The 13880-nt window shown below is 76.3% G+C and carries 11 protein-coding genes and 1 pseudogene; 4 read left to right on the forward strand and 8 right to left on the reverse strand.

Features of this window, described 5'->3' with window-relative positions; translation table 11 throughout:
• Positions 1–248: 248 nt before the first annotated feature.
• Together ACQP04_RS36615 and ACQP04_RS36620 are read right to left on the reverse strand one after the other, a co-directional pair.
• Entirely contained in the window at positions 249–578 is a 330-nt protein-coding gene (locus tag ACQP04_RS36615) for a hypothetical protein (protein ID WP_037042026.1), read from the reverse strand.
• A 229-nt stretch (positions 579–807) separates the two neighbouring features.
• Positions 808–1524 carry an alpha/beta fold hydrolase gene (locus tag ACQP04_RS36620; protein WP_433504997.1) on the reverse strand — a complete coding sequence of 239 codons (717 nt, stop codon included), beginning with the start codon at positions 1522–1524 and terminating at the stop codon, positions 808–810.
• 53 nt (positions 1525–1577) lie between these two features.
• Here ACQP04_RS36620 and ACQP04_RS36625 point away from each other — a divergent pair, with 53 nt between their 5' ends.
• On the forward strand, positions 1578–2549 hold the full coding sequence (locus ACQP04_RS36625) for a helix-turn-helix transcriptional regulator (protein ID WP_433504998.1): 972 nt from the start codon (positions 1578–1580) through the stop codon (positions 2547–2549).
• Here the strand turns inward: ACQP04_RS36625 and ACQP04_RS36630 are convergent.
• Positions 2446–4089, reverse strand: coding sequence for an MFS transporter (locus ACQP04_RS36630; RefSeq protein WP_433504999.1), 1644 nt, complete (start codon positions 4087–4089; stop codon positions 2446–2448). The genes ACQP04_RS36625 and ACQP04_RS36630 overlap by 104 nt on opposite strands.
• Positions 4090–4276: 187 nt before the next feature.
• Here ACQP04_RS36630 and ACQP04_RS36635 point away from each other — a divergent pair, with 187 nt between their 5' ends.
• On the forward strand, positions 4277–4825 hold the full coding sequence (locus tag ACQP04_RS36635; protein WP_433505000.1) for a TetR/AcrR family transcriptional regulator: 549 nt from the start codon (positions 4277–4279) through the stop codon (positions 4823–4825).
• Positions 4826–4872: 47 nt separating this feature from the next.
• Entirely contained in the window at positions 4873–5691 is an 819-nt protein-coding gene (locus tag ACQP04_RS36640) for an alpha/beta fold hydrolase (protein WP_433505001.1), read from the forward strand.
• 3 nt (positions 5692–5694) lie between these two features.
• Here ACQP04_RS36640 and ACQP04_RS36645 read toward each other — a convergent pair whose 3' ends face one another.
• Genes ACQP04_RS36645 through ACQP04_RS36660 form a run of 4 tightly spaced genes read right to left on the reverse strand, consistent with a single transcriptional unit; the run spans position 5695 to position 9804 of the window.
• Entirely contained in the window at positions 5695–7074 is a 1380-nt protein-coding gene (locus ACQP04_RS36645; RefSeq protein ID WP_433505002.1) for a metallopeptidase TldD-related protein, read from the reverse strand.
• The gene (locus ACQP04_RS36650; protein ID WP_433505003.1) at positions 7071–8630 is read right to left on the reverse strand and encodes a TldD/PmbA family protein; all 1560 of its coding nucleotides are present in this window, start codon (positions 8628–8630) and stop codon (positions 7071–7073) included. Before ACQP04_RS36650 ends, ACQP04_RS36645 begins: the two co-directional genes overlap by 4 nt.
• Positions 8631–8690: 60 nt before the next feature.
• Positions 8691–9008 carry a hypothetical protein gene (locus tag ACQP04_RS36655; RefSeq protein WP_433505004.1) on the reverse strand — a complete coding sequence of 106 codons (318 nt, stop codon included), beginning with the start codon at positions 9006–9008 and terminating at the stop codon, positions 8691–8693.
• Positions 8998–9804, reverse strand: a complete 807-nt coding sequence (locus ACQP04_RS36660; protein WP_433505005.1) for a hypothetical protein — start codon at positions 9802–9804, stop codon at positions 8998–9000. The genes ACQP04_RS36655 and ACQP04_RS36660 overlap by 11 nt, the downstream gene beginning before the upstream one ends.
• A gap of 477 nt (positions 9805–10281) precedes the next feature.
• Between ACQP04_RS36660 and ACQP04_RS36665 the strand changes: the two are divergent.
• A pseudogene (locus tag ACQP04_RS36665) lies at positions 10282–11598 on the forward strand (PH domain-containing protein); the annotation flags it as partial.
• Positions 11599–11637: 39 nt separating this feature from the next.
• Here ACQP04_RS36665 and ACQP04_RS36670 read toward each other — a convergent pair.
• On the reverse strand, positions 11638–13599 hold the full coding sequence (locus tag ACQP04_RS36670; protein ID WP_433505006.1) for a DUF2339 domain-containing protein: 1962 nt from the start codon (positions 13597–13599) through the stop codon (positions 11638–11640).
• Between the last annotated feature and the right edge of the window lie 281 nt (positions 13600–13880).

The raw sequence follows: 13880 nt of genomic DNA on the forward strand, positions 1-13880 counted from the left end.
CATCGATGCGAACTGTCGATTGACTCACAACACCGATCATGGAATCGATACAGTTTGTGCTGACAAATGCGCTCACCACTGCATTCGCGGAGGATCCGGGCACGTCCGCGACGTGCGCGCGGCGGCCGTCCCCCGGCGCCGTGGTTCAGGGGTGCGACGCCGTCATGACGCACGTGTGAAATCGGGCTCAGGGCTTAGGAATTCGAAAAGCGCAACCATGCCCGGCGGAACAGCAGTTCCCGTCCTCTTCAGGCGCTGCGCAACGCACCCGCGCGCGACGGGCGACCCGACGGCCGGGAGGGGGTACCGGCGATCGCCGGGAGCAGGATCGGGAGCCGGTGCGCCTGCACCTGCCAGAAGCGCGTCTCGGGCTCGCCCGCGCGCCAGGCGTCGGCCAGCCGGGCCGCCGCCTCGGGGTCGGTGACCCGCCGCGGGCGCGGCCGCATGCCGCACCGCAGGCGGATCTCCGCGTCGAGCGCGCGCCAGGCGGCCTCGGCCGTCGAGAAGACCTGCACGTCGGCCGGGCCGTCCTCGTCGCCCACGACCAGGGTGTACGCGCTCACGGCGTCCAGGGACACGGTCCGACCTCCTCGCACTCGCCGGCCGCGGCGTCGGTGGCGCGGAACAGCTCGTTGACTTCACCCGACCCGAGGCTCAACGGACATGGTGCGGACCGGGTACGCCCGCGGCGGCGCGACGCGCCGGACGGGCCTCCGGGTACGACGAGGGAATGCGCCGAACGGCGTTTGCCCGCGGGACGAGCGGGGTATCGGCGGAGCCCGCTCGGGCGCGTACCGACCGGGCCGCTCAGACCGGTTCGGCGAGCCCGGCCAGCAGCCGGGCCAGCGCCGCCGGCTCGCTGAGCATCGGCCAGTGCCCCGTCGGGAGCTCGGCGAACGACCACTCCGGCCCGGACATCTCGGCGAAGGCCGGCACCCCGGCCGCGATCAGCTCACGAGCCTGGACCTGCGTGAAGCTGCACGCCACGACCGTCTTCGGCAGTGTCGGGTCCGGTGTGCCGCGCCGGGCGCCGGTGAGGACCACCCCGGCGGGCTCGGCGAGCGAGCGGGCGTGCAGCCCCGCGAAGGTCTCGTCGTCGAGCCCCGCGGTGCTCGTGCCCAGCTGCGCGAACTCGGCCCGCGTGGGCATCGGCTGCACCCCGCCGTGATCGGCGATCCGGGCCCGGATCCACTCCTGCGCCTCCGGCGGGTTGAAGTCGACCTGCGGCACGTCGTCCGGGAGCGGGCCGGTGTCGACGAACACGAGCCGCGTGACCCGGTCCCGGGCCCGCTCGGCCGCGGCCGCGCAGACCGGGCCGCCGCCGCTGTGCCCCACGAGCACCGCCGGGCCGGCCTTCTCCAGGACCTGCAGCACGTCGTCGACGTGGCTCTCCGCGGTCGCGTCCGGCTCGTGCCCGAGCTCCACGGGATGCACCTCGTGGCCCGCGACGCGCAGCTCCGCGGCCACCGCGTCCCACGCCCACGCACCCAACCAGAACCCCGGGACCAGCACGTATGTCGTCATGGGGAGAACGGTAGAACCAAAACAGGGCCGATTCGGTCCTGTTTACTGGCGGGATGTCGGCCGGTCGCGTGCTCGCCCTGCTGGAGCTCCTCCAGGCCCGGCCGGGGCTGACCGGCCCGGAGCTGGCGGACCGCCTGGAGGTCGACGTCCGCACGGTCCGCCGGTACGTCGCCGCCCTGGAGGGGCTCGGCGTGCCGGTGGTGGCGGAGCGCGGGCGGTACGGCGGCTACCGCCTCCTGCCCGGCTACAAGCTGCCGCCGCTCATGCTGTCCGACGACGAGGCCGTCGCCGTGGTGCTCGGGCTGCTCGCGGCCGAGCGCACCGGGATGCACGCCGCGGCCCCGGCGGTGCCGAGCGCGCGGGCGAAGGTGGAGCGGGTGCTGCCCGCCGAGCTGCGCGACCGGGTCGCCGCCGTCGCCGGGGCGCTCGGCTTCACCATCGCCGCCCGCGACGGGGCCGCCCCCGCGGCCGACGTCCTGCTCGGCCTCGGCGAGGCGGTGCGGGACCGGCGCCGGGTGCGGCTGGACTACCGCTCCTGGCGCGGCGAGGAGAGCACCCGCGAGCTGGACCCCTACGGCCTCGTCTTCCACTCCGGACGGTGGTACGTGACGGGGCACGACCACCGTCGCGGGGCGGTGCGGACCTTCCGGCTGGACCGGGTCGCGCGGGTGGCGCCGACCGGGGCCGGGTTCGCCGCGCCGGAGGGGTTCGACCCGGTGGCCCACGTCGTCGCCGGGCTGGCGGAGGTGCCCTACCGGCTCGAGGTGGAGGTCGTGGTGCACGGTCCGCCCGCAGAGGTCGCCCGGCGGTGGCCGGCCTGGCTCGGCTCCGTCGAGGCCCACCCCGACGGCACGCTCCTACGAACCCGGGCCGAGGACGCGGACGGGATGGCGCGCGCCCTCGCGGGGCTGGCCTGGCGCTTCACCGTGCTGCGGCCGGACGAGGTCCGGGAGGCGGTGGCCCGGCTCGCCGCCCGCCTCGCCGAGGACGCGGTCGGCGAGGGCGCAGGCCCAGCACCACGGTGAGCGCGACGAGCAGCAGCGCGGCCGTGCCCACCCCGGCGGTGACGTCGACGCCGAGGGCGAAGGCCTCCCGCGCCGAGCCGAGCAGCGCGTTCGCGGCCGGAGCGGGCATGCCGGCGGCCACGTCGACGGCACCGCCCAGCGTCTGCCGCGCGGTCTCGGACGCCTCGGCGCCGAGCGCCACACCCGGCGCCGCGTCGGCCGGCACCTGGACCGCGGCCTGGTAGACCGCGCTCAGCACGCTGCCCAGGACCGCGGTGCCCAGCACCGCGCCGAGCTCGTAGGCGGTCTCGCTCACCGCCGAGGCCGACCCGGCCCGATCGGCGGGGGCGGCGGCGAGGATCGCGTCGTTCGTGATCGTCTCGGACAGGCCGATGCCCGCGCCGATCAGCACCGCGGCGACCAGGAGCAGCGTCCCGGCGGAGCCGACGCCGAGGCGCGTGCAGAGCACGTAGCCTGCGGCCGCGAGCACCAGGCCAGCCGGCACCAGAGCGCGCAGCGGGAAGCGCCGGGCGAGGGCCGCGGCCCCGAGCCCGGCGAGGATCGTCGCGACCATCCCCGGGACCAGCACCAGGCCGGCCTCCAGGGGCGAGCGGCCCAGCACCAGCTGCAGGTACTGCGCGGCGAAGAACAGCAGCCCGGTGAGGGCGAACATCGTGGTCGCGTTGGCCAGCACCGACACCCGCACGACCGGCGACGCGAACAGGTCCAGGTCGATCAGCGGCCGGCGGCCGCGACCGGGGAGTTCCCGGCAGCGCCTGACGAACAGCGCGCCGGCCGCGCCCGCGACGGCCAGTTCGGCCACCGACGCGACGGTGAACCCGTGCTCGCCGACCGTGTGGATCGCGAGCACGGCGGGCACCGCGGCCAGCATCGACAGCGCGACGCCGCCGAGGTCCGGACGGCCGGGGTCCGCCATCCGCGACTCGGGCAGCACCAGTGGGGCGGCGAGGAGCACCAGCACCGCGACCGGCACGTTGACCAGGAAGACCGCGCCCCACCAGAAGTGTTCGAGGAGCAGCCCGCCGACGATCGGCCCGAGCGCGGCGCCGGCGGCGAAGCCGGTCGCCCAGATCGCGAGCGCGAGCCGCCGCTGGGTGCGGTCGACGAAGATCGTGCGCAGGATCGCCAGCACCGAGGGCATCAGCATCGCGCCGAAGAAGCCCAGCGCGGCGCGCGCGGCGACGAGGTGCGACCCGTCCGTCGCGAAGGCCGCCAGCAGGGACACCGCACCGAAGCCGGTGATCCCGACGAGCAGCAGCCGGCGGCGGCCGATGCGGTCGCCGAGCCCGCCCATCGCGATCAGCAGCCCGGCCAGGACGAGCGGGTAGACGTCGACGATCCACAACAGGGTCGTCGCGTCCGGGCGGAGCGCGCGACTGATCGCCGGCAGGGCGAAGCCCAGCACGGTGTTGTCGACGGCGACCAGCAGCGTCGGCAGGAAGAGCACGGCGAGCGCGAGCCACTCGCGCACACCGGCGCGGGCGGGGATCTGCAGCGGGGAACGGGCGGAGGTCGGCGGGGAGAGCGGGGTGGCGGTCATGGCGGTACGGGGTCCTTGCAGGGTCCGGCGGCGCCCGGGGGCGCGGATCGGGGCGGGAACGCAGCTATACCGTCCGGACGGTACAGCTGTACCGTCCGGACGGTACAGTAGCTTCAACGGGCGGGTCCAGCCGCGCATTCCGCTGGTGAGCGGCCTCACCGGGCGAGCAGGTCGGTAGGGTCCGGATGTGCCGAGCGCCCGCGACCGCGTCCTGGACGCCTACGAGACGCTGCTCATCGAGCAGGGTCCGGCGAGCGCCACGCTCGACGCCGTCGCCTCGGCGGCCGAGGTCTCCAAGGGCGGCCTGCTCTACCACTTCGGGTCCAAGGAGGCGCTCGCCGAGGGCCTTCTGGAGCGGCTGCGCGAACGCAGCGCCGCCGACGTCGCGCGCATGCGCGCGGACCCCGACGGCGCCGTGGCCTACTACCTGCAGACCTCCGTGCCCGGCGCGGCCTCGCCGGTCGGGCTGACCCGCACCTACCTCGCCGCGCTGCGCATCGCCGACGGCAGTGCCACCGGCGAGGCGACCCGCCGCGCCCTCGCGGACGTCGACGCGCACGGCCTCGCCGCGCTGCGCACCGAGGTCCCGGACCCCGTGCTGTCCTGGCTCATCCAGCTCGTCGGCGACGGGCTGTACCTGCGCACGCTCACCGGCGCCCCGCTGACCGGCGACGTCGGCGTCGACGCGCTCCTCGCCCGGCTCCGTGAGTTGTTGATCTCGTCCTCCCGGGGCTAACGCCGGCTCCCCCCGCGCCGACTCTCCGGCCCGGGGGGACGAATCGGATGGTGCTGGTGCGACGCGGCGTCGTCGACGTGGACGTGGACCGGGTGGGCGCGGGTCCGCCCGTGGTGCTGCTCGGCTCGATCGCCGGCGGCCGCCGGGTGTGGGACCCGCTCGCGGACGCGCTGCTGGACCGCTACCGGGTGCTCACGCTGGACCTGCACGGGCACGGCGCCACCCCGCCCTGGCCGGGCTTCCGGCCGCAGACGCTGACGGACCAGGTCCGGCTCGTGCACGCGGTGACCGCGGGCAGCACGGAACGGCTGGGGCTGGTCGGGCACTCCTTCGGCGGGGCCGTCGCGATGCGGGCCGCCGTCGAGCTGGGCGAGCGGGCCCGGGCCCTGGTCCTCGTGGAGCCGACGCCGTTCGCGCTGCTCGCCCGCGCCGGCCACGACGACCTGTTCGACGCCGTGTGCGCCTCCCGGGACCGGCTGGCGGAGGGCATCGCGGCCGGGCGGCCGGACGAGGCGGCGCGCGAGCTCACCGACCACTGGCTCGGGCCGGGCTACTGGGACGCGCTCCCGGCCGAGCACCAGGCCTCCGTGGTGAGAGGGCTCGCGCACCGGCTCGCCGAGTTCGACGCGGTGACCGACCCCGGCCTCACCCTGGCCGAGGTCGCGACGGCCGAGGCCCCCACGCTGCTGATCCACTCGCCGGACCCGCTCGAGCCGGTGCGCGCGCTGGTCGACGTGCTCGGCGCGGCCCGGCCGGACTGGGAACGCGTGGAGCTGCCAGGTGCAGGGCAGTGGGCGCCGCTCACCGGGGCGGAGGAGCTGAAGCCGACGATCAGCGAATTCCTCGACCGGCACCTGGGCCGGTGATCCTCACTTCCCCAGCGACACCGAGGACATCCGGAAGTCCGGGATGCGCATGGTGGGCATCCGGGCGCGGGTGAACCAGTCCTTCCACTCCCGCGGCAGCGCCGGCTCGGTGCGGCCGACCTCCGTGGTGCGCCGCAGCATGTCCAGCGGCGAGTAGTTGAACCGGAAGTTGTGGTCGACCTCGGCCGTGACCTCGCCGCCCTCGACCAGGTACACGCCGTCCCGGGTCAGCCCGGTGAGCAGCAGCGTCGCCGGGTCGACCTCGCGGATGTACCAGAGGCAGGTGAGCAGCAGGCCGCGTTCGGTGCGCGCGACCATCTCGTCGAGCGTCGCGGCGGAGCCGCCGGTGAGCAGCATGTTGTCGCCGGGCGGGGTGAAGGCGGTGCCGAACTCGGCCGCCTCCGCCCGGGAGTAGACGAGCTCGTTGACCACGCCCTCGCGGATCCAGTCCACCCGGCGGGTGGGGGCGCCGTTGTCGAACACGCTGACCCCGCCCCCGGAGCTCGACGTGATCACCACGGGCTCGTACTCCAGCCCGGGCGCGGTGGGGTCGGAGTACAGCGTGAGCGGCAGGTCGGTCAGCCGCTCGCCGACACCCGCCTTGCCGGTGAACGCGCTGTGCCCCTCCTGCGCCGCACGGCCCTCCATGGACCAGCCCGCGTAGACGAGCATGTCCGAGACTGCCGACGGCGGCATGACGGTCTCGTACCGGCCGGGCTCCAGGCGGACCTTCCGCGCGCCCCACGCCAGCCGCTGCTCCGCCTCGGCGGCCAGCGCCCGGACGTCGACGTCGGTGAAGTCGGTGGTCGCCGTGCCGGTCCACGCCGAGGAGTCGGCGTCCTTGACGTTCAGTTCCACCGAACCGGTCGGCTGGACCCAGCGGCGGCGGACGCCGGTGGAGGTGCCGAGCCAGGTCGTCGTCAGCGAGTGGTCGGCGAAGCCGAACTGGCGCAACGGACCGGCCAGCACCTCGGCGAGACCGGCGGCCAGGTCGGTGTAGACCGCGATCGACGTCGCGGCGGCCGACTCGGCCCAGCCCGGGTCGGCGTCGCCGGACGGTTCGGGCAGGGGCGCGGCGTCCCGCGACGGCCCGGCGTCCCGCGCGCTGCGCTCCGCCGCGGCGACGAGGTCGGCGAGCCGCTCCGGCTCGGTGATCTGCTCGCCCGACGAGACGGTCCCGGCCGCAGTGCCGCCCGGCACGTCCACGAACGCGATCACGGTGACCCGTGAGGAGGTGGTGTGCCCGTTGGTGGTCATCGTGGAGTTGGCCCAGCGGAGCACGGCCTCGCTGGTCTCCGAGACGATCACGGCGCAGCCGGTGAGGTGGGCGCCGGCCGCGAGCGTCCGCTCGACGGTCTCCTGCGGGGTGAGGGCGCCGGTCACTCGCCCTCCTCCCGGGTGTTGAGCACGGTCACGCCGCGGAACAGCGCGCTCGGGCAGCCGTGGCTGACCGGTGCGATCTGCCCGGGCTGGGCCTTGCCGCAGTTCATCGCCCCGCCGAGCCGCCAGGTCGAGGGTCCGCCGACGGCGGCGAGCGCGCCCCAGAAGTCGGTCGTGGTGGCCTGGTAGGCGACGTCGCGCAGCTGCCCGACGAGCCTGCCGTTCTCGATCCGGAAGAAGCGCTGGCCGGTGAACTGGAAGTTGTAGCGCTGCATGTCGATCGACCACGAGCGGTCGCCCACGACGTAGATCCCGCGCTCGACCCCGCCGATCAGGTCGTCGGTCGTGGTGTCGCGCACCGGGTCCGGCCGGAGCGACACGTTGGCCATGCGCTGGATCGGGACGTGGTGCGGGGAGTCGGCGAAGGCGCAGCCGTTGGACCGCTCGAGCCCCAGCCGCGGGGCGAAGGTCCGGTCCAGCTGGTAGCCGACGAGCGTGCCGTCGCGGACGAGGTCCCACTCCGAGGTGGCGACGCCGTCGTCGTCGAACCCGATGGTGGCCAGCCCGTGCGGGACGGTCCGGTCGCCGGTCACGTGCATGTGCCCGGAGCCGTAGCGCAGCGTGCCGAGCTGGTCCGGGGTGGCGAAGGAGCCGCCGGCGTAGGCGGCCTCGTAGCCGATCGCGCGGTCGTACTCCGTGGCGTGGCCGACCGACTCGTGGATCGTGAGCCAGAGGTTCGTCGGGTCGATCACCAGGTCGTACTCGCCCGGCTCGACGGACGGCGCCTTCGTCTTCTCCGCCAACAGCTCCGGGAGCCGGGCGAGCTCGTCCTCCCAGTCGTACGAGGTGCCGGTGACGTACTCCCAGCCGCGCCCGGCCGGCGGGGCGAGGGTGCGCATCGACTCGAAGGTGCCGGCCCCCGGGTCGACGGTGGTGGCGCTCAGGCCGGGCTCGATCCGGACCCGCTGCTGCAGCGTCGTGGTGCCGGCGAGGTCGGAGTAGAACTTGCACTCCCGCACCTGCGTGACCGAGGCCTGCACGTGGTCGATCCCGTCCGCCGCCAGCAGCCGCTGCGACCAGTCGGTGAGCAGCTCCACCTTCTCCCGCGTCGGCACGGTGAAGGGGTCGACGTCGTGGGCGGACACCCACACCGCGTCCGGGTACACCGGCTCGTCGGCGCGCTCGACCCGTTCCAGCGCAACGGGCGCGAGGGTCCTCGCCACCGCCACCGCGCGCTCGGCCGCGGCGCTCGCCGCCTGCACGGTCAGCTCGACGTGCGAGGCGAAGCCCCACACGCCGTCGACCAGCACGCGGACCGCGAGGCCGGTGGTGACGCCGTCCGAGACGCCCTCGACGGTCCCGTCCCGCAACGAGATGCGTTGGGACACCACGCGTTCGACCCGGAGGTCGGCGTGCTGGGCGCCCAGCAGCATCGCGCGGCTCAGCGCCGCACCGGCGAGGGCCTGCAGGGGGAGCGACCGGAACTCGGGGTCGACGGCGTCGACGGGATCGCGCCCCGGGAACCCGGGGACGGGACGATCAGGGCGATCGGGGACCACGGCGCAGAACCTATCCCGCACCCGGGGGCGCGACACCTCGGCGCGCCCGGCCGACGCCGGTCAGGGGTCGGCGAACCAGGTCCACGGCGCCCACCAGCGCACCTCGTCCAGAGGGTCCATGGTGGATGGATGGACCCGGTGTGCGGGGAGGGTCGTCGGGCCGAGGCGGAGGACGCGGTCGGCGAGGCCGTCGCCGTCGAAGTCCGTGTGCAGCACGAGGTCCGGGCCGTCCGCGAGGACCGCGGAGTCGGCGTGGCCGTCGGCGTCCGTGTCGAGATCGTCGGCGCCGATCGCGACGCGGATCGGCACGGAGGGGTCGTACCCGAGGGGTTCGGCCCGGACCGGGGCGTCGACGTCCCCATCCGGCTCAGGGCGCACCGGAACCTCCCAGCGATCTCAGCTCCGCGGTGAGCGCGATGCGGCGCTCGGCGGCGGTGCGGTCGAGCAGGTCGGTGGCCCGCCGCTCGAGGTCGATCAGCAAGGCGGACAACGCCGACACGGTCGCGGCCTCGGCGTCGCGCAGCGCCGTGTCGAGCCAGTACCCCCACTCCTCGCGCTCGACGGCCACCCGCCGGCGCCGCGCGAGCAGCACCACCGCGGCCACGGCCAGCCCGATCGCCGCCGGCAGGAGGGTGCGGCCGCCCGCCACGGACAACCCCAGCGCGGGTGCGCCCGCGACGAGGACGAGCACCAGGCGCACCACGGCGGTGCCGGACCCGGTGCGCACCACCGCGTCCAGCCACCCCACGCGCCCCGGGGGATCGGGCAGCCGCGCCGTGATCGCGCCCGCCCCCGTCGGCGGCCGGGGGACGAGCTCGGTCGGCAACGGGCGCGGGCCGAGCATCCGGCCGGCCGCGCGCCGCACCGCCGCCTCGGCCTCGCCCCTGCCGCGGGCGAGGAGCGTGGCCGTCGCGCGCACGATCGCGGGTTCCAGCACGTCCGGCAGCGACGAGCGCGGACCGCTGATCCACGGGGCGCTCAGGGTGCGCAGGTCACGGAGGGCGGCCGTGAGGTCGGCGGTCGCGCGGAGCCGGACGAGGGCGAGGTCACCGCGCAGCCGCGCCCGGTGCCGTCCGTCCGCTTCGGCCAGTGCGGCGGCGACCTCGGTGCGCCTGGCGCGCAACGCCTCGGCGTGCCGGCGGGTCAGGGGAGGCAGGGCTACGGTCGTGGTCACGGCGGGCAGCTTCGCCGACCGGGGCGGCACGCTGGGCGGATCGGCGGAACCCTTCACAGGCGTGAACGGACACCTCCGGCGCCGCGTGGTCGTCCCGCGCGAACACCGCGGCTCACCCCCGCCGGGGGGTCCTCCCGGGCCCCGTCGGGCGCGGCACCGGCGCACGCTCGCACGCGACCTGCACGAGTTCCGCCGATCGCACCCCGCCCCTCGCCCGCGGGCCGTCGGTACGTCAGAGTGGAGCATCGAGGACGGGACGGGACGACGCGACCGGGGGGAAACGATCGTGGGCCGACGGGGTGCGGGAGCGGGCCGGTGAGGCCCGGCGCGCCCCCCGGTGCCGGCCTCGCCGCCGACCTCGCCGGGAGCGCCGACCTCGAGCCGGACCCGGCCGGCTGGACCGAGCTGGACCAGCGTGGTGTACCGGTCTCGGGGGTGCTGACGACCGTCACCGTCGCCGTCCTGGGCGCGACCGTCGTGGTCGTCGTCGCCGCCCGCGAGCCCGAGCTCGCCGGACCGGTCGCGCTGTGGACGCTCGCGGTCTCGCTGCTGCTCGTCGGGTTCGCCGTCGCCACCTCCTACGCGCGCTGGCGCTGCTCGCGTTACCGGGTCACCGCCGACCGGGTCGAGCTGCGCACCGGCGTGACGGTCCGGCGGGCGCGCAGCATGGCGATCGAGCGCGTCCGGACCGTCGACGTGACCGCAGGCCCGGTCCTACGGGCGTTCGGCCTGGTCACCCTGCGCGTGGGCACGGGCCAGCAGCGCGGGCGCGGGGAGGCGACGCTGCGGCTGCGCCCGGTCGAGCGGATGGAGGCCGACCGGCTGCGCACGCTGCTGCTCGACCGGATGCGCTCCGCGGGCGGTCCGCCCGCCGGCCCCGCCGACGGCCGCATCGCCGAGCTGGACCCGCGGTGGCTGCGCTACGGCGTGCTCACCGCCGCCACCCCGCTGTTCGGGATCGCCGTGCTGGCCGTGGTCCTCGCGCTGGTCGACCGGCCGCTCGGCCCGCTGCTGCGGGTGGCGCCGCCGGCGGTCCGGATCGTGCTGGTCGTGCTCGGGATCCTGCTGGCCGGCACGGTCGTCGCGCTCCTGGTCTACGCCGAGACGTGGAGCGGGTTCCGGCTGGACCGCGAGCCGGGCGGCACGCTGCGCGTCCGGCGCGGGGTGCTCACCACCCGGTCGATCTCGCTCGAGGAGCGGCGGCTGACCGGCGTCGAGCTCGTCGAGCCGCTGGGGGTGCGGCTGGCCGGGGCCGCGCGTGTCGACGCCGTCGCGAGCGGGCTGCTCGTGGGCAGCGGCACCGAGAGCACCGAGCACCGCACCCTGCTGCCGACCGCGCCGCGCCGGCTCGCCGAGCGCGTCGCCGCGGTGATCCTCGGCGAGTCGCGCTCGCCCACGGCCGCCGTGCTGTGCCCGCACCCGCCCGCCGCGCGCCGGCGCCGGCTGCGGCGGGCGGCACTCGTCGTCGGGCCGCCGGTGGTCGCGCTCGTCGCGGCGGGCGTGGCCACCGGGACGCTGTGGCCGGTGCTCGTGGCGGTGGTCCTCGCCGTCGTGGGCGCCCCGGTCGGCGCGGCGATCGCGCTCGACACCTACCGCGGGCTGGGCCACGCCGTGGTCGGTGGCTACCTCGTGGTGCGCGCGGGGTCACTGCGCCGCAGCACCGTCGCGCTGCACCTCGACGGCGTGATCGGCTGGACCGTGCGGCAGACGATCCTGCAGCGGCGCAACGGACTCGTCACCCTCGGGGCGACCACGGCCGCCGGCCGGGGCGCCTTCCACGCCCACGACGTCGACGGCCGGGAGGCGCTGCGGCTGGCCGGCGAGGCCACGCCGTCACTCCTCGCGCCGTTCCTGGTCCCCGGTCCCGTCCCCGGCCCCGTCCCCCGTACCGCGGGCGACCAGCCGCGCGTAGCGGTGCCCGGCCGCCAGCAGGACCAGCCCGGCGCCGAGGAAGGCCGCGACGCGGGCGAGGCCGTCGAGCGCCAGCAGGTCGAACAGCACCAGCTTGCCGACCGCTGCCGCCACCAGGACCGCACCCGCCGCCCGTAGCGCCGGCCGGGTGATCCCGCGGGCCAGCAGGACCAGCGCCGCGACCGTCCACGACACCGTGACGAGCGCGTGCCCGGCGAGGAAGCCCGTGCGGTCGGGCGCCACGAGCAGCGCCGCGGTCACCACCGTGGTGGTGGCGCCGTGCAGCGCGACGAGCGCCAACGGCACCCAGAGCACGGCGGTGCGGGCGTCGGCCCGGATCAGCCCGGTCCGCCCCGCGGCCACGAGCGCCACGACCCCCGCGGCGAGGACCAGGACGGCGAGCACGAGACCGCGGAAGGGGACCGGTAGGGCGGGGACCGAGGTCGGGTCGGGCAGCGCCCCGGCCAGCGCACCGAGGTAGCCGATCAGCGCGAACCCGCCGCCGACGAGCAACCCCGGCCGGCTGCGCAGCACCGCGGCCGCGACCAGGACCACCACGCCCTCGCCGAGCAGGACCGCGTCGAGGGTGCCGCCGTCGAACGCCACGACGGTCGCCACCAGCAGGGCGACCGAGCCTGCCACCAGTGCGGTGAGCCGGACGGCGGCACGCCCGCCCGGGATCGCCAGCGCGAGAAGGGCAACCGCGGCGAGCAGCGCCAGCCCCGCGCCCGGCCACGGACCGGTCCGGGTCGCGAGCGCCAGCAGCGGCAGCGGGGCGGCCGCGACGACCCAGGCCAGGGCGAGCGGCGCCGGCCGGGTGCCGGGACGGTCGAGCAGGAGCGTCGGGACGAGCCCCACGACCAGCGCGGCGACCGCGGCCGCGATCGCGGGGACGAGCGGTTCGGCGTACGGGCCGACCAGGCCGTAGAGCGCGGGCGCGCTGGCCGCCGTCGCGGCGAGCACGCCCCAGCCGCGCCGCACCACCGGCGGCACCGCCGCGGCCTGCAGCACCACGACGAGCGCGACGAGCAGCGGTCCCGGACCGTCGGCGACGAACGGCGCGAGCAGCGCCGCCCCGACCACGGACCCCACGGCGAGCGCCTGCGACCGCCACCGGTCGGCCAGGGCCACCCCGCCCGCGGCGACGACGAGGGCGGCGAGGAGGCCGGCGACCGCGGGCAGGAGGCCGTAGAGCGCAGTGGCGGCCGCGACCGTCAGGTACAGCGCCGTGACCCCGGTGCCGACCAGCGCGAGCGCCCCGGTCCGCGCCTCGGGCCGGCGGTGCAGCCGCATCCCGAGCCCGACCAGGACCACCCCGAGGAGGGCCCCCGCGGCCACGCGGCCGGGCGGGGAGAACCAGCCCCGCGAGGCGGCCAGCACCAGCAGCAGGACGACACCGAGCAGCGTCACCGCCGCACCGGTCACCGCCAGGAGGGCGGGGCCGGAGAGCCGGCTCCGGAGCCGCTCCACCAGGCTGGGCCGGCGCGGGCCGATCGGCGCGGCGTACTGGAACCCCGGGTGGGGACCCAAGGCGACGCCCGGCGAGGGCGGCCCCCACGGTCCACCCGCGGGCGACGACGACACACTCGACCGGGGCGTCCACAGCGTGGCCACAGGATCGGTGGTGTAGTGCCGCGACACGCGCGGCGGGACGGACGGTTCCGACGCGTCGGCGGACGGTCGCGAGGCCTCCGCAGGGCCCGCCGCGGCCCCCACCGCGGCCCCGTCCGGGATGCCGTCCGCCGCATGGCCGCGCAGCTCCGTGACCAGCGCGTTCACGGTGCCGCCGAGCTCGTCGACCCGCCTGCCGAGACGGGTCAGCTCGACGGCCACGGAGAGCAGCCGTTCGTCGAGCGCGGGCGGACGACCGGTCGGTTCGGACATACCGCTGAGCATGCCGCCGATCGGACGCGTCAGGATGCGTACGACTACGAGGATCGGGTCACGACACGGTCACGCTCCCCGACCGACCCGATCCCCGGCGAGTGAGATCGCGATCACCCGTAACCGGGGGTCGCGGTGACTCGTTGTCCCGATTGGAGCGGACCTGTCTGGAGGTTGTGTGAGCGCCGTAACGCCCGCCCGTCCGGCCTCGTCGCCGGTGCCCCCCGGGGCGCCCGGTGCGCCGCCGTACCGCGGACCTCGGCCCGGCGGCCCCGGGCAGC

The organism is Pseudonocardia halophobica (assembly GCF_050948485.1).
Classification (GTDB): domain Bacteria; phylum Actinomycetota; class Actinomycetes; order Mycobacteriales; family Pseudonocardiaceae; genus Pseudonocardia; species Pseudonocardia halophobica.

What these genes read in the sequence shown, in the direction of transcription:
- ACQP04_RS36620 (WP_433504997.1), bottom strand. Translation starts at nt 1,524, where the DNA reads ATGACGACATACGTGCTGGTCCCGGGGTTCTGGTTGGGTGCGTGGGCG.
- ACQP04_RS36625 (WP_433504998.1), top strand. Translation starts at nt 1,578, where the DNA reads ATGTCGGCCGGTCGCGTGCTCGCCCTGCTGGAGCTCCTCCAGGCCCGG.
- ACQP04_RS36630 (WP_433504999.1), bottom strand. Translation starts at nt 4,089, where the DNA reads ATGACCGCCACCCCGCTCTCCCCGCCGACCTCCGCCCGTTCCCCGCTG.
- ACQP04_RS36640 (WP_433505001.1), top strand. Translation starts at nt 4,873, where the DNA reads ATGGTGCTGGTGCGACGCGGCGTCGTCGACGTGGACGTGGACCGGGTG.
- ACQP04_RS36670 (WP_433505006.1), bottom strand. Translation starts at nt 13,599, where the DNA reads ATGTCCGAACCGACCGGTCGTCCGCCCGCGCTCGACGAACGGCTGCTC.